This window comes from Bradyrhizobium sp. 170, from assembly GCF_023101085.1.
In the GTDB taxonomy this organism is placed as follows: Bacteria; Pseudomonadota; Alphaproteobacteria; order Rhizobiales; family Xanthobacteraceae; genus Bradyrhizobium.
Window position 1 is genome coordinate 680,644 of the sequence record NZ_CP064703.1, and the last position, 15,793, is coordinate 696,436.

At 63.6% G+C, this 15,793-nt stretch carries 13 protein-coding genes and 1 pseudogene; 12 read left to right on the forward strand and 2 right to left on the reverse strand.

Annotated features, from left to right (window positions below; all coding sequences use genetic code 11):
- Window positions 1-37: 37 nt before the first annotated feature.
- Window positions 38-1,390 (reverse strand): histidine kinase, encoded by a 1,353-nt coding sequence (locus tag IVB05_RS03200; RefSeq protein WP_247782988.1) that lies wholly within the window; start codon window positions 1,388-1,390, stop codon window positions 38-40.
- Window positions 1,391-1,473: 83 nt separating this feature from the next.
- Between IVB05_RS03200 and IVB05_RS03205 the strand changes: the two genes are divergently transcribed.
- From IVB05_RS03205 to IVB05_RS03215, 3 genes are all read left to right on the forward strand, one after another.
- Window positions 1,474-2,118, forward strand: a complete 645-nt coding sequence (locus tag IVB05_RS03205) for a response regulator transcription factor (protein ID WP_247782989.1) — start codon at window positions 1,474-1,476, stop codon at window positions 2,116-2,118.
- A gap of 640 nt (window positions 2,119-2,758) precedes the next feature.
- Window positions 2,759-2,971, forward strand: a complete 213-nt coding sequence (locus IVB05_RS03210; RefSeq protein ID WP_247782990.1) for a hypothetical protein — start codon at window positions 2,759-2,761, stop codon at window positions 2,969-2,971.
- Between the two features lie 113 nt (window positions 2,972-3,084).
- On the forward strand, window positions 3,085-3,300 hold the full coding sequence (locus IVB05_RS03215) for a hypothetical protein (RefSeq protein WP_247786572.1): 216 nt from the start codon (window positions 3,085-3,087) through the stop codon (window positions 3,298-3,300).
- A 63-nt stretch (window positions 3,301-3,363) separates the two neighbouring features.
- Here IVB05_RS03215 and IVB05_RS03220 read toward each other — a convergent pair.
- Window positions 3,364-4,258: pseudogene (locus IVB05_RS03220) on the reverse strand (LysR family transcriptional regulator).
- A 232-nt stretch (window positions 4,259-4,490) separates the two neighbouring features.
- Here IVB05_RS03220 and paoA point away from each other — a divergent pair.
- From paoA to IVB05_RS03265, 9 genes are all read left to right on the forward strand, one after another.
- Window positions 4,491-5,144: an aldehyde dehydrogenase iron-sulfur subunit PaoA gene (gene paoA, locus IVB05_RS03225; RefSeq protein ID WP_247782991.1), complete on the forward strand. Its 654-nt coding sequence runs from the start codon at window positions 4,491-4,493 to the stop codon at window positions 5,142-5,144.
- Complete coding sequence (locus IVB05_RS03230) at window positions 5,141-6,091, forward strand: xanthine dehydrogenase family protein subunit M (RefSeq protein ID WP_247782992.1); 951 nt, start codon at window positions 5,141-5,143, stop codon at window positions 6,089-6,091. Before paoA ends, IVB05_RS03230 begins: the two co-directional genes overlap by 4 nt.
- A gap of 3 nt (window positions 6,092-6,094) precedes the next feature.
- Window positions 6,095-8,299, forward strand: a complete 2,205-nt coding sequence (paoC, locus tag IVB05_RS03235; RefSeq protein ID WP_247782993.1) for an aldehyde oxidoreductase molybdenum-binding subunit PaoC — start codon at window positions 6,095-6,097, stop codon at window positions 8,297-8,299.
- Window positions 8,300-8,459: 160 nt separating this feature from the next.
- Window positions 8,460-8,855, forward strand: coding sequence for a cupin domain-containing protein (locus tag IVB05_RS03240; protein ID WP_247786573.1), 396 nt, complete (start codon window positions 8,460-8,462; stop codon window positions 8,853-8,855).
- A 598-nt stretch (window positions 8,856-9,453) separates the two neighbouring features.
- Complete coding sequence (locus tag IVB05_RS03245; protein ID WP_247782994.1) at window positions 9,454-10,725, forward strand: lipoprotein-releasing ABC transporter permease subunit; 1,272 nt, start codon at window positions 9,454-9,456, stop codon at window positions 10,723-10,725.
- A 962-nt stretch (window positions 10,726-11,687) separates the two neighbouring features.
- On the forward strand, window positions 11,688-13,106 hold the full coding sequence (gene thrC / locus IVB05_RS03250) for a threonine synthase (protein WP_247782995.1): 1,419 nt from the start codon (window positions 11,688-11,690) through the stop codon (window positions 13,104-13,106).
- Window positions 13,103-14,392: a pitrilysin family protein gene (locus tag IVB05_RS03255; protein WP_247782996.1), complete on the forward strand. Its 1,290-nt coding sequence runs from the start codon at window positions 13,103-13,105 to the stop codon at window positions 14,390-14,392. Before thrC ends, IVB05_RS03255 begins: the two co-directional genes overlap by 4 nt.
- Before the next feature lie 65 nt (window positions 14,393-14,457).
- On the forward strand, window positions 14,458-15,045 hold the full coding sequence (locus tag IVB05_RS03260; RefSeq protein ID WP_247782997.1) for a GNAT family protein: 588 nt from the start codon (window positions 14,458-14,460) through the stop codon (window positions 15,043-15,045).
- A gap of 103 nt (window positions 15,046-15,148) precedes the next feature.
- Entirely contained in the window at window positions 15,149-15,784 is a 636-nt protein-coding gene (locus tag IVB05_RS03265) for a hypothetical protein (protein ID WP_247782998.1), read from the forward strand.
- Window positions 15,785-15,793 lie beyond the last annotated feature (9 nt).

Genomic DNA, 15,793 nt, shown 5'->3' on the forward strand with positions numbered 1-15,793 from the left:
GTTGCCGACTTGCGCGTTCTGCAGGATCGCTTTCCCGTCAGGCTTGCTCTGAGCTTCGCGCATGTGCGGCGGAATCTCCTGCGGGAAGCCGGCAACGCACGCAGGTGCGGCCTTCCTCGCGCAGCAGTTCAAGCGTCCCGCTCAGCGCGCGAACGCGCTCCAGCATTCCCGTCAATCCCCGGCCGAACATCCGATCCGCCGGAAAGCCTACGCCGTCATCGGATACTTCCACGATCACCTCGCGGTCGTTGATCCTTGCCGCGACGTGCATCGTGTTCGCCTTGGCATGGCGAAGCACGTTTGTCACCGCCTCCTGGATCACGCGATAGACCGTCTGCGACAGCAAGCCGTCGACATCGTTCAGCGTCGTGTCGATCTGCGACGTCACTTTGAGATCAGACGCCTGTGCCTTTACGTTCTGCAGCAGCGTCCGGATGCTCCTCTCGAGGCCGAGCTCCTGAATGTAGAGCGGCCGCAGCCGGTCGAGGATGCGGCGATTCGCCTGCTGCAATGTTTCGACCGACTGCAGAATGCCCTCGGCGGCGCTACTCAACTCCGCCTCGCCGGACGGGATCGATTCCAGCAGCGCCACCGTGTTGGCGCGAATCCCGAACAACAGCGGCCCGAGCTCGTCATGAAGCTCGCGCGCCATATCCTGCCGCTCGTCGTCCTGCAGCGACACGATCCGGCGCAGCAGGCTGCGGTTATCCTGGCTGAGGCGATTGAGGGTGCGGGCGAGTTCGTTGGCTTCCTGCGCGCTCTTGCGGATCTCGGGCGGGCCGGCGGGAGCAATCGGCTGCTCGTAATCGCCCGATCGCATCCGGGTCAAGCCGTCGCCCAGACTTTGCAGCGGTCGCAATGCGGAACGCGCGGCGAAATGGGCAATAGCCCACGTCAGCAGCATCAGCGTGATTCCGGAGCAGGCGATCGCCAGAAATCCGATCCACTTCTCGTAGATGTCGGCGGAAATGTCGGGTGCAACGACAATGTCGCCGACCTGCCTTCCCTCGATCATCACGGGGAAGGTGACTCTGGATTCCGGTATGACGAGGAGGCGGACGAACCAGTCAGGCACCGTTCCCAAGGGGGTCTGCAACTCAGGAGGATGACCATCGGGGTCAGTCCCGACGCGCCGAAACCGGATTGCTTCGGAGGCTCCCAGCGATTGCACGAACGCATCCAGCGTCGCTTGCGGATTGGTGGCGGTTCGAAGCGCGCCGTTGAGCGCAGCCGCAACCGCCTTGGCCGAGCGAGCTGCCGGCTCAGTTTCTTCCATAAGTTGCGTCGTGGCAAAGATCTGGAGCGAAATGCCTCCAGCCAGCAGCGCGGCCACGAACATCAGGCCGAGCGGCAGCAACAACCGCGTTCGTAGTGAAAGTCTTTCCCACATTTCGACTATTATATCTCCCGCAACCCAAGATTTCTCTTTTCAAATATCGCCAACCGCCTATTTAATCCCCAAGGGGATGGATGATGCAGAATTCTAGCAGATCGGCAACGAAGGTCCTGATCGTCGACGACCATCCGGTGGTCCTGTCGGGTTGCCGGTCGCTGTTTGCGTCGGACAATTCCGTGAAGATCGACGAGGCCACCGACGCCAAGTCCGGCCATCGCGCCTATGTGGCGAAGCGGCCCGACGTCACGGTGATCGATATCAAGCTCCCGGATGTGTCGGGTTTCGAACTGATGCGGCGCATCCGCAAGGACGATCCGGACGCCAGGATCATCATGTTCAGCATGAACGATGACCCGGCGTTCGTGGTTCGCGCCATCGAGATGGGCGCGCAGGGCTATGTCTCGAAGGGCGACGATCCAAGGATGCTGGTGAAGGCCGTCCGCAAGGTGGCCGCGGGCGACAATTTCATTTCACCGCAACTGGCGGAGGCGGTGACCTTTTCGGGCGCTTCGATCAAGGCCAATCCGGCGTCGCAAATGACCGCGCGCGAGCTGGAAATCCTGCGGCTATTGGGCCGCGGCGACAAGATCGTCGAGGTGGCCGACGCGCTGGAGATTTCCTACAAGACGGTGGCCAACACCACCTCGCTGCTCAAGCAGAAGCTCGGCGCCAAGAATCATTCGGACCTGATCCGGATCGCGGTGGAGATGGGGCTCGGTTGAGCGCCGGCTGAATCAATCACGCTTTGAATCACCGAATTTTAATCACCGAACCGGCCGCGCCTCGAGGGCGCGACCGTTCGCATCGCTGCCATTCGCGTTTCGTCCGGGCAATGGGAATGACGAAGGCGAATGGAGCGATAGGCCTTACCAGCGGCGATGGTGGCGCCATTTGTGGTGACCGCGACCCCTGTACCATCCGTAATGGTGACCCCGTCCGCGGTGCCTGTGTCCGTGACCGTGGCCGCGTCCATGCTTGACCTCGATCACTCCACCATCCGGCGAAGCCATCGGGGCCATGCCCAGCCTGGCGGAAGCGGATATAGTCATGGCAAGGGAAGCAAGCAGTGCGGCACCAATCAGAACGATACGTCTCATCCAGTGTGTCCTCCCGTTCGCGTGATTGCGACGTCAGGCACAAGTTCCCTGTGGAACGTTTTGTTCCGGCGCGCATGAAGTAAATAACAAAGGGGTATTCGAGCCGCCTTTCCCGTTCGTTCCCGGACTGGATTCGCCGTGCGATCGCGGGCCGTGGCGCATTCCGCCCGGCTCGCGCGGGCGATGCCATTTGCGGGCGCCGTTGTGGTCATTGGCGGGAAAACTTGGCAAAGTGCGCCACGCTGGTCGATGGCAGGAGCGGTGAATGGCTGACTCGGATATCGTGGAGATCGCCTGCGCACGGGCGTGGGGCGTCTACCTCCTGATCAACAGCGGCATCGCTGAGAATGACGCGCTGCGGGACAAACTCAAGCGTTTCATTCGCATGCGCTGGGAGGCGGGCGACGACGAGACGGAGTTTCTGGCGGTCGAGGGTCTCAAATATCTCAAGCAGCTAGACGGGTCCCGGACCGGATAGGCGGTGCTCCGCCGACGGCTTATCGTCGGGAAAAAATGGAACAATCGATTTCCTCAGAAGTTGCCGGTTGCATCATTAGGAAGCTGGAGGAGGACGCCTTGAGGAAGTTTCTGATGATCGGAACGCTGGTCTTTGCCGCGTCGGCAGCGGCCGAAACCGCGGTCGCCGCCGAATTCTATGTCGTGCGCGACGCCACTACCAAGAAATGCACGATTGTCGATACCAAGCCGACCACGACAACGACGACGATCGTGGACAACGGCACGTTCAAGACCAGGACCGAAGCCGAAACCGGCATGAAAACCATGAAGGTCTGCACCAGTAACTAACGACAGACCCTTCCAGGAGAGAGGGCCGCGAGCTCAGCTTGCGGCCCTTTTCGTTTGGCTGCATCAGCCCCGGTAACGCAGCGCCGCGACCAGCACGGCAAAGGCCGGAGTGAGCTGGCGGCGGCTCGGGTAATAGAGGTGATAGCCTGAAAACGGCGGGCACCAGTCCGCCAGCACCCGGATCAGGCGGCCGTCGGCGAGGTGGACCTGCACCTGGTCCTCCGGCAGATAGGCGAGGCCGAGCCCTGCCAGTACCGCGTTCATCCGTAGCGCCATGTTGTTGAATACCAACTGGCCGTCGACCCGGACTTTCAACCCGCGTCCGCGCTTTTCGAACTCCCAGGCGTAGATTCCGCCATAGGTCGGCAATCGGATATTGATGCAGCTATGGGCCACGAGATCCTGCGGCTTGGCGGGCTTTGGGTGAATAGCGAAATACCCGGGCGTGCCGACCACTGCCATGCGGAAATCAGGCCCGATGCGCGCCGCGATCATGTCCTTTGCCACCTGCTCGCCGAGACGAACGCCGGCGTCGAAACGTTCGGCGACGATGTCGGTGAAGCCGTAGTCGATGTTCACCTCCACCTTGATGTCGGGATATCGCGGCAGCAGTGTTGCCAAAGCAGGCCAGAGGATCGTTGCGGCCGAATGCTCTGCTGCGGTGATGCGGATGGTGCCGGCCGGCTTGTCGCGAAGCTCGGTCAGCGCGGAAAGCTCGGCGTCGATCTCCTCCAGCTTCGGCGCCACCGTCCGCAGCAGGCGTTCGCCCGCCTCCGTCGGCGCGACGCTGCGGGTGGTGCGGGTCAATAACCGCAGGCCGAGCCGCTCCTCCAGCCCGCGGATCGTATGAGAGAGCGCGGATTGCGAAACGTCGAGCTGCGCCGCTGCCCGGGTGAAGCTTCCGCTCCCGCGCGACCACCAGGAAGGCCAGGAGATCATTGATGTTCTGCCGCGCCATTCATGAATCCATTTCATAAGTATAAGCTGATTGTACCATCTAATCGAAACCCTGTGCAGCCGTTAGCTTGTTAAAGGCCGGCGAGAGCGGTCCTCCACGACAGCTCTTTCAAACGTGAACGCCGGCGAGGAACAGCCGAAACGCGGCTCCGTTACGGATGCTTGAGGCGGACGCCGGTCGCGCCGCACATCGTCCGAACGAGCAGAAAACGACAGCAGAATGGGAACACGACATGCAAGGTCCGAGCGACTTCGATCTATCGCGGCGGAAACTGTTGCTGGGAACCGCCGCATCGGTGGCTTTTAGCGCGGCGTCCCCGATGGCCAAGGCGCAAACGCCTGCGGCTCCTGCGCGGGCCGCCGCCGAGGCTGTTTCGATGTCGAAAGTTTCCTTCAGTGTGAATGGCAGGCCGCGCGAAATCGCGCTCGACACGCGAACCACGCTGCTCGATGCGCTGCGCGAACATTTGCATCTCACCGGGACCAAGAAGGGCTGCGATCACGGCCAATGCGGCGCCTGCACGGTCATCGTTGGCGGGCGGCGGATCAATTCGTGCCTGACGCTCGCGGTCATGCATGAGGGCGACGAGATCAAGACAATCGAGGGGCTGGGTACGCCTGAAAACCTGCACCCGATGCAGGCCGCATTCGTAAAACATGACGGCTATCAATGCGGCTATTGCACGCCGGGGCAGATCTGTTCGGCGGTTGCCGTGCTGGACGAGATCAAGTCCGGCATTCCGAGTCACGTCAGCGCCGATCTGAACGCACCGGCGCAACTGACCAATGCCGAGCTTCGCGAGCGCATGAGCGGCAACATCTGCCGCTGCGGCGCCTATTCCAACATCGCCGAGGCGATCACAGAAGTTGCCGGGAGACAGGTATGAAATCATTCAGCTACGAGCGCGCCAGCACGCCGGCAGAGGCTGCTGCCTCCGCCATGCGCAAGCCGGACGCCAAATTCATTGCCGGCGGCACCAATCTGCTCGACCTGATGAAGCTCGAGATCGAGACGCCGGCGCATCTGATCGACGTCAACGGCCTCGCGCTCGACAAGATCGAACCGACGTCCGACCGCGGATTGCGGATCGGCGCGCTGGTGCGCAATACCGATCTCGCTGCTGATAGAAGCGTGCGACGCGACTATGCCGTGCTGTCGCGCGCGCTGCTGGCGGGCGCCTCGGGCCAGTTGCGCAACAGGGCGACGACCGCGGGCAATCTGCTGCAGCGGACGCGCTGTCCTTATTTCTATGACACCAACCAGCCCTGCAACAAGCGCCGGCCCGGCAGCGGCTGCGCGGCGATCGGCGGGTTCAGCCGCCAGCATGCCGTGGTGGGCGCCAGCGAGGCCTGCATCGCCACCCATCCGAGCGACATGGCAGTGGCCATGCGCGCGCTCGATGCGACGGTCGAAACTGTGCGGCCGGACGGCGCGACGCGAACGATCCCGATCGCCGAATTCCACCGCCTGCCCGGCGACACGCCGCATATCGAAACGACGCTGACATCAGGGGAGTTGATCACCGCGGTGACGCTGCCAAAACCCGTCGGTGGCAGGCAGGTCTATCGCAAGGTGCGCGACCGCGCCTCCTACGCCTTCGCGCTGGTCTCGGTCGCCGCGATCGTGCAGCGCGACGGCACCGGGCGCATTGCGCTTGGCGGCGTCGCGCACAAGCCGTGGCGCATCGAGGCGGCGGAGGCCCAGATGCCGCGCGGCGCTAGGGCCGTCGCCGCGCAATTGCTCGCCGATGCGAAGCCGACGCGCGAGAACACATTCAAGCTGTCGCTGGCCGAGCGCACGATCGGCGCGGTGCTGACCGAAGCGAAGGGTTGAGCCATGAAATTCGATACCCCCGCCACGACCAATCCGATCGACCAGATGAAGGTTGTCGGCCAAGCCTTCAGCCGCATCGATGGTCCGCTCAAGACCACCGGCACGGCGCCCTATGCCTACGAGCGGCACGACGTCGTTTCGAATCCGGCCTATGGCTACGTGGTCGGCTCGGCGATCGCGAAAGGACGGATCGCCGGCATCGACCTCGGCAAGGCCAAGGCTGCGCCCGGCGTGCTCGCGATCGTCACGGCCGACAATGCCGGCAAACTCGACAAGGGCAGGCTCAACACCGCAAAACTGCTCGGCGGTCCCGAGATCCAGCATTATCACCAGGCCATCGCCGTCGTCGTGGCGGAAAGCTTTGAGCAGGCACGCGCCGCGGCGCAGCTCATCCGCGTCGATTACGTCAGGGAGCAGGGCGCGTTCGATCTCGCTTCGTTGCTGGACAAGGCAAAACCAAATCCGATCACCAATGGTCCCGGCGATACCGCGGTCGGCGACTTCGCCACGGCGTTTGCGGCTGCGCCGGTCCGGCTCGATGCGCGCTACTCAACGCCCGATGAAGCGCACGCGATGATGGAGCCGCACGCGACGATCGCCGCATGGGAGGGCGACAAGCTCACGCTATGGACCTCCAACCAGATGATCGCCTGGAACAAGGCCGAGATGGCCAAGATCCTGGGCATGCCGGCAGAGAACGTTCGCCTGGACTCGCCGTTCATCGGCGGCGGTTTCGGCGGCAAGCTGTTCCCGCGCGCCGATGCGCTGATGGCCGCGCTCGGCGCCCGCGCCGCGAAACGGCCGGTGAAGGTCGCGCTGCAGCGTCCCCTGATGTTCAACAACACCACGCATCGGCCGGCAACGATCCAGCGCATCCGCATCGGCGCGACGCGGGACGGCAAGATCACGGCGATCGGTCATGAAAGCTGGTCGGGCGATCTGCCGGGCGGCAAGGCGGACGGCGCGGTCAGCCAGACACGGCTGCTCTACGCCGGCGCGCACCGCATGACTGCCACACGACTCGCGACGCTCGATTTGGCCGAAGGCAATGCCATGCGCGCGCCGGGTGAGGCGACGGGCATGATGGCGCTGGAAATCGCCGTCGACGAAATGGCCGAGAAGCTCGGCATGGATCCGATCGAGTTTCGGATCGTCAACGATACCCAGGTCGATCCGGAAAAGCCGGAGCGGCCGTTCTCGCAGCGTCAGCTCGTCGAGTGCCTGCGTACCGGCGCCGAGCGCTTCGGCTGGAGCAAGCGTAACCCGCAGCCGGGCAGGGTCCGCGATGGACGCTGGCTAGTCGGCATCGGCGCCGCCGCGGCGTTCCGTAACAATCTGCTGACGAAATCAGCAGCGCGTGTCCGGCTCGACAACAAAGGTGTCGTCACCGTCGAGACCGACATGACCGACATCGGCACCGGCAGCTACACCATCATCGCGCAGACCGCAGCCGAGATGATGGGCGTGCCGCTCGAGAAGGTGAAGGTACGCCTCGGCGCCTCGGTCTTCCCGGTGTCGGCCGGCTCCGGCGGGCAATGGGGCGGCAACAACTCCACCGCCGGCGTCTATGCCGCCTGTGTCAAGCTGCGCGAGGCGGTCGCACAGAAACTCGGCTTCAACTCCGCCGAGGCGGAATTCGCCGATGGCGAGGTGCGCGCGGGCAATCGCAGCGTGCCGCTGGCGCAGGCCGCGGCCGATGGCGGCATCACGGCCGAAGACGAAATCGAATACGGCGATCTCGCCAAGAAATACCAGCAATCGACCTTCGGCGCCCACTTCGTCGAAGTCGGCGTCGACGCCGCGACCGCCGAGATCCGCGTGCGGCGGATGCTCGCGGTGTGTGCCGCCGGCCGTATCCTGAATCCGAAGACGGCCCGCAGCCAGGTGATCGGCGCGATGACCATGGGCGTTGGTGCTGCGCTGATGGAGGAACTGGTGGTCGACAAGCGCGGCGGCTTCTTCGTCAACCATGACCTCGCCGGCTATGAGGTGCCGGTCCACGCCGACATTCCCCATCAGGAAATGTTTTTCCTCGACGAGACCGATCCGATGTCGTCGCCGATGAAGGCCAAGGGCGTTGCCGAGCTCGGCATCTGCGGCGTGGCGGCAGCCGTTGCCAACGCGGTCTACAACGCGACCGGCGTGCGCGTCCGCGATTATCCGATCACGCTCGACAAGCTCCTGGAGCAAATGCCGGACGTGGGTTGAGCGCTGAAAACGCGCGCGGCGGCGTATCCCGAAGCTCGACGCAAGCGCCTCTAGAGAAAGCATCATGATCACGCGAAGACGCCTGCTCGCCACCACCGGCCTCGCGGTGCTGGCGGCAGGCACCACGCCGGCTGTCCCGGCCAAGGCAAGGAATGGAACGATGGAAATCAAGCGAAGCGGTTCACGGCCCTCCGGCAAAGGGCCCGCGGAATACTTCACGGGAAATGTGCGCGTCGATCCGCTGATGCAGGCTCCCGATCCCGCGCGCGTCGCCGGCGCCAGCGTCACCTTCGAGCCCGGCGCGCGGACGGCGTGGCACACCCATCCCTTGGGCCAGACCCTGATCGTCACCTCCGGCTTCGGCTGGGTGCAGGTCTGGGGCGGGCGTGTCGAGGAGATTCACCCGGGCGACGTCATCTGGTTTCCGCCGGGCGAAAAGCACTGGCATGGCGCGACGCCGACGACGGCCATGACGCACATCGCCATCCAGGAGCGGCTTGACGGCAAGGCCGTCGACTGGATGGAGAAGGTCAGCGACGAACAATACCGGGCTTGATGGGTCGCGGTTGTCTCGAGGGTCGAGCTACGCCTGAGAGCGGACGTCGCTCAGTACGAGCGTGTGTCAAAGGCGACATCGCATGGTTTAGTCTGATGCGAAGGACGCTGCCAACAGAGGTACTCCAAACTAGTTCGGAACGATCAACCGAGTTGCGGTAAATTGGCTGACCGTTGGCCGCTTGTTTCCGCGTTGCCGGCGGTTAGAATGGGCGGCCCCAGCTCAGCCCCTAGCCCCCCGCTGCTGGGGCCGCTTATCTCCTGCTCGCGAAATGAAAAAGGCCGCCAACTGAGGCGGCCTTGCGCCACTCTAGGTTCCTTGATCGCCAGCGCCGAAATATCCGCGGGGTCACGCGCGCCGACCACGGAAGGTCGGCCGGCGCGATAGTTCTGAGCGATAGTTCCCAGACCGCAAATAGACGCCGCGATCGACGTCGTGCTTCATGCCTGCCGCGGCGCGGCCGATCATTATCATCCTTGATCTCCTACGCCCGCGTGTTTGCGGCGCCCGGTCCGGCGTGGCGGGAATATGGCGGTGGATGAAGATCGTTCATCGAAGCGAGCGCTCGAATCGCTGCAAAAACGCGCTAAGGTGGGCCATGGAAAATCCCCCGCGCCCATTGCCTTTCTCAGCATTCGAATGGCTGGTATCCGGGCGCTACCTGCGGGCGCGTCGCAAGGAAGGCTTCATCTCCGTCATCGCCGGTTTCTCGTTCCTCGGCATCATGCTCGGCGTTGCGACGTTGATTATCGTGATGGCCGTCATGAACGGCTTTCGCAAGGAATTGATTGACAAGATCGTCGGCCTGAACGGCCACCTTGTGGTGCAACCACTCGAGTCGCCGCTGACGGATTGGAAGGATGTCGCCGAGCGCATCAGCCAGATTCCAGGCATACGGCTTGCCGTTCCCGTGGTGGACGCCCCGGCGCTGGCATCATCGGCGCACAATGCCTCAGGTGTACTCGTTCGCGGCATTCGCGCCCATGATCTCGACAAGCTCGCGTCGATCGCCAGCAACATCCAGCAGGGATCGCTGGATGCGTTTGCGCAGGGACAAGGGGTCGCTATCGGCCGCAGGCTTGCCGATCAATTGTCGCTGCGTGCCGGCGACAACATCACGCTGGTCGCGCCTGGTGGACCGGTGACGTCAAAGGGTGCGGCGCCTCGTATCAAGCCTTACAAGGTCGCGGCGGTGTTCAGCCTCGACATGTCTGAATATGATTCCGTGATGGTTTTTCTGCCGCTCGCCGAGGCGCAGGCCTATTTCAAACGCGCCGACGACGTGAGCGCGATCGAAGTTTTCATCGAAGCCAGTCCCGACCGGGTCGACGAATTCCGAAGGCCGGTGGCAGACGGCGCCGGGCGGCCGGTGTTTCTTGTCGACTGGCGACGGCGGACCTCGGCCTTTTTCGCCGCACTTCAGGTCGAGCGCAATGTCATGTTTCTGATCCTGACCTTGATCGTGCTGGTCGCCGCGCTGAACATCGTTTCGGGCCTGATCATGCTCGTGAAGGACAAGGGCAGCGATATCGCCATTCTGCGCACCGTGGGCGCCTCGCGAGGATCGATCATGCGGGTGTTCCTGATCGCAGGTGCGGCGATCGGCGTGTTCGGCACGCTGACCGGGCTTCTCGTCGGCATGCTGGTTTGCCTGAACATCGAATCGATCCGGCAATTCCTGTCCTGGCTCACCAATACCGAATTGTTTCCACCAAAACTCTACTTCCTGTCGAAGCTGCCGGCGGAGATCGATTTTGGCGAGACCGCCGCCGTTGTGATCATGGCGTTGACGCTGTCATTCCTCGCGACGCTCTATCCATCGTGGCGCGCGGCGCGGCTCGATCCGGTCGAGGCGTTTCGATATGGATAGTTGGATGCATGCGGGCTCCGCATGTTTGCGTGCGCTGATCAGCTCGTAGGGCGGGCAAAGGCGCTCTTGCGCCGTGCCCACCATCCATCACCGATCGCGCTTCCAAATGGTGGGCACGCTTCGCTTTGCCCACCCTACGCGAACTGATTTGTCTTGCCGACAAGCGCAATCTCGATGCACGGCTGCGACCAATTGGCACGACGGGCAAATCACCAAAAACCTGTCCAGCCCCTTTCGCAAAAATATTCCGCTTAACTTGCAGAGCAAATCATCGGCATAACTCCGCCCGTCTCACGGCGGATGAGGGGCGTTGGCCATCGTCACGAACGTGCGGTGAGATGCGATGGACGTGAAGGGCGCGATAGACGTACGCGCCTGAAGCGTACGGCGAAGTCGTGTGGTCCGGACGCCGCGGTGCTGGCGTCAAGTTGTGCAAGGTTGATTTCCTGCGCAGCGACGGTGGCAAAAGAGCCGTTCACCGGGGAGAGCTCGCTATAAGCCGTAAAGCCATTGCGCAGGGAAGGCCGGAGTGTTTCCGCTGAACCTGTATGCTCGTGTGCGTCTTCTTACGCGCAAATTGCACACGAGACCGCGGGTGCAGCGTGCACCCGGTCTTCCCTGCGCCCTCTGATTTTCAGGAGGGCAAACGAAGATGCAAACCTCGGGCGACCAGCGCCGCGAGAAGGCGTAAACTCGTTCAGCCGTCATTGCGAGCGCAGCGAAGCAATCCATGCCCCGGCACAAAGAAAGAATGGATTGCTTCGCTCAGCTCGCAATGACGGCGGAGAGAGCCCGGCTCCGACCCCACCGAAAGCCACCCGTTACCCCTATCTTTTCACCCCCATGCCATTTCCCCTTCGCCCAAAAACCCATTATGGTGCCGCTTGCTTCGCGCTTGGCGAAATCTAATACATGATCAATAACAAAGGCTTGGCATAGGGCCTGCGCCTTTGGAGGGTGGTTTGACGCGCTATATTTCGACGCGGGGGGAGGCCCCCGTCCTGGGTTTCTGTGATGTGATGCTGACCGGGCTTGCCCGCGACGGTGGCCTCTATGTGCCCGAGGTCTGGCCGCAGCTCTCTCCTGAAACCATCGCTGGATTTTTCGGCCGGCCGTATTGGGAAGTCGCGGTCGATGTGATCAAGCCGTTTACCGCGGGCGAAATTTCCGACGCCGATCTCGGCCGCATGGCGAACGAGGCTTACGCGACGTTCCGCCACCCTGCGGTGGTGCCGCTCGATCAGATCGGGCCCAATCAATTCGTGCTGGAGCTGTTCCACGGCCCGACGCTGGCGTTCAAGGACGTCGCGATGCAGTTGATCTCGCGGCTGATGGATCACGTACTGGCCAAGCGCAGCCAGCGCACCACCATCGTGGTCGCTACCTCAGGCGATACCGGCGGCGCCGCGGTCGATGCGTTTTCGGGTCTCGACAATGTCGATCTTGTCGTGCTGTTTCCGAACGGGCGCATCTCCGATGTGCAGCGGCGGATGATGACGACGACGGGTGCTGCCAATGTGCATGCGCTGGCGATCGAAGGCACGTTCGACGATTGCCAGGCGCTCGTGAAGGCGATGTTCAACCATCACGGTTTTCGCGACGCGGTCTCGCTGTCCGGCGTCAACTCGATCAACTGGGCGCGGATCGTAGCCCAGGTCGTGTATTATTTCACCTCCGCCGTGGCGCTCGGCGCGCCCGCCCGCACGGTGGATTTCACCGTGCCGACGGGGAATTTCGGCGACATCTTTGCGGGCTATGTCGCCAAGAAAATGGGCCTGCCGGTCCGCTGGCTGCGCATCGCCTCCAACGTCAACGATATCCTGCCGCGCACGCTCAAGACCGGCATCTATGAAGTGCGCGAGGTTCACGCCTCCGCTTCGCCCTCGATGGACATCCAGATCTCCTCGAATTTCGAGCGGCTGCTGTTCGAGGCGAGCCGTCGCGACGCCGACAGCGTTCGCCGGCTGATGGGCTCGCTAAAGCAGTCCGGACGTTTCGTGCTGCCGGATGCCATGCTGGCTGCGATCCGCGAGGAGTTCGATGCCGGCCGTGCCGACGAGACCGAGACGTCGGCGGCGATCCGCGCCGCCTGGCGCGAGGCCGGCGACCTCGTCGATCCCCATACCGCGGTGGCGCTGGCGGTGGCCGACCGCGACACCTCGGATTCAGGGATACCCAACATCGTGCTGTCGACCGCGCATCCGGCCAAGTTCCCCGATGCGGTGGAAGCCGCCTGCGGCGTGCGGCCGCAACTGCCGGCCTGGCTCGACGGCCTCATGACCAAATCCGAACACATCACGGTGATGAAAAACGATTCAGCCGAAGTGGAGCGATTCGTGCGCTCGGTGAGCCGTGCCGCGAAGCAGGGAGTTGCCGGATGAGCGTTGACGTAACCAAGCTGCCATCCGGCCTGACGGTTGTCACCGACACCATGCCGCATCTGGAAACCGCAGCCCTCGGCGTTTGGGCCGGCGTCGGCGGCCGTGACGAGAAGCCGAACGAGCATGGCATCTCGCATCTTCTGGAACACATGGCCTTCAAGGGCACGACGCGGCGCTCCTCGCGCGAGATCGTCGAGGAAATCGAGGCGGTCGGCGGCGATCTCAACGCGGGCACCTCGACCGAAACCACGGCCTATTATGCGCGGGTGATGAAGGCCGACGTGCCGCTGGCGCTCGACGTGCTGTCCGACATTCTCGCCAATCCGTCCTTCGTGCCGGACGAACTGGAGCGCGAGAAGAGCGTCATCGTGCAGGAAATCGGCGCGGCGCAGGATACCCCTGATGACGTCGTGTTCGAGCACCTCAACGAACTCTGCTTTCCGGACCAGCCGATGGGCCGCTCGCTGCTGGGCACCGCCAAGACGCTGAAGAATTTCGATCGCGACATGCTGCGCGGCTATCTCTCGACGCACTATCGCGGCCCCGACATGGTGGTGGCGGCCGCGGGCGCGGTCGATCACAAGCGCGTGGTCGAGGACGTGGCGCAAAGATTTGCCAGCTTCGACGCCACGGCCGCGCCAAAGCCGGTGCCGGCGAAATTCGGCAAGGGCGGCTCGCGCGTGGTGCATCGCGATCTCGAACAGGCGCATTTGACGCTGGCGCTCGAAGGCGTGCCGCAGACCGATTTGTCGCTGTTTTCGCTGCAGGTGTTCACCAACACGCTCGGCGGCGGAATGTCGTCGCGGCTGTTCCAGGAAGTGCGCGAGAAACGCGGCCTGTGCTACTCGATCTACACTTTCCACGCGCCCTATTCCGACACCGGCTTTTTCGGCCTCTATACCGGCACCGATCCTGGCGACGCGCCGGAGATGATGGAAGTGATCGTCGACGTCATCAACGACGCCGTTGAAACCCTGACCGAAGCCGAGATCGCCCGCGCCAAGGCGCAGATGAAGGCAGGGCTTCTGATGGCGCTGGAAAGCTGCTCCTCCCGCGCCGAACAGCTGGCGCGGCACGTGCTGGCCTATGGCAGGCCGCAGACGGTGGAAGAGCTGGTGGCGCGGATCGACGCGGTCAGCGTCGAATCGACCCGCAACGCCGCGCACGCGCTGCTGAGCCGCAGCCGGCCGGCCGTCGTGGCGCTTGGCAGCGGCAGGGGTCTGGACACGGCGGTGTCTTTTGCGGAAGGATTGACGAAGTCGAAGGCGAAGACGCTGCTGCATTAGCGTTTCAACCTCTCCCCGCCAGAACGGGGCGAGGGAGAGGTAATTCGGGCGGGAGAATTAAGGGCATGGCCCTGTTTCGTTTGCCAACCAGCGGACCGGCCGCGCTCGTGCCGCGCGGCCACGGCCTGCTGCTGCGCGCACCACAAATGGCGGATTTCCTGCAATGGGCGCAATTGCGCGAACAAAGCCGGGCCTACCTCACGCCGTGGGAACCGATCTGGCCGTCGGACGATCTGACCCGCGCCGGCTTTCGCCGAAGGCTGCGCCGCTACGCCGAAGATATCGCCGCCGACCGCTCCTATCCGTTCATCGTCTTCCGCGAGTCTGACGGCGCCATGATCGGCGGCATCACGCTCGCCAATGTCCGCCGCGGCATCGTGCAGGCCGGCACCATCGGCTACTGGGTCGGCGAGCCCCATGCCCATCGCGGCTACATGACCGCGGCGCTCCGGGTACTGCTGCCGACGCTGTTCGGCGAGCTCAACCTGCACCGCATCGAGGCCGCCTGCATTCCCTCCAATTCGCCCTCGATCCGGGTGCTCGAGAAATGCGGCTTCACCCGCGAGGGGCTGGCGCGGCGCTATCTCTGCATCAACGGCGTCTGGCAGGACCATTTGCTGTTCGGCCTGCTGCATGAGGATTTCCGCGGCTGAACCGTTGATTTCTAAGCCTTTTGGGTGCCTTGGGTTCGCCGCCATTGGGCTGCTATAACGCCGCCGGGAACAATGCGGAACGATGGGATTTCAGGGACGTCGCATGGGTAACAATCGTTTGGCCAAGGTAATGGCCGCGGCAGCGGTTGCGGGCGGGCTGGCCTGCCTGATGGCGGCGCCGGCATCGGCGCAATCGATCACCGACCGGTTCAAGAGCCTGTTCGGCGGCAAGTCGGACGAGGAGCCGGCCACCAATGCGCCGGCGGTGCCCCAGGACACGGGCGATCTGACCTGTCCGCCGGTAACCGTCAGGGCCGGCGCGTCCACTTACGCGGTAGCGGCGCCCGGCAAGCAGCCGGTCGGCAACGACCTGCGCTTTCAGGCGACGATCTCCAGAATGGCCCGCGAATGCAGCGTCAATGGCGGCGTGATCACCGCGCGGATCGGCATTCAGGGCCGCGTCATTGCCGGCCCCGCCGGCGCCCCGGCGTCGGTCCAGGTTCCGATTCGCGTCGCGGTGGTGCAGGGCGGCGTGTCCGAGAAGACCATCGCCACCAAGGCCTACCAGACCACCGTCACCATGACGGAAGGCGGCAGCGAGCCGTTCACGCTGGTGGCCGAAGATCTCGCCTATCCCGCGCCTGTCGGCGCCGCCGGCGACAGCTACATTTTCTATATCGGCTTCGACCCGCAGTCCCTGAAGCCCGAACGCCCGGCGCCGAAAAAGAAGAAGCAATAAAAAAAGCCG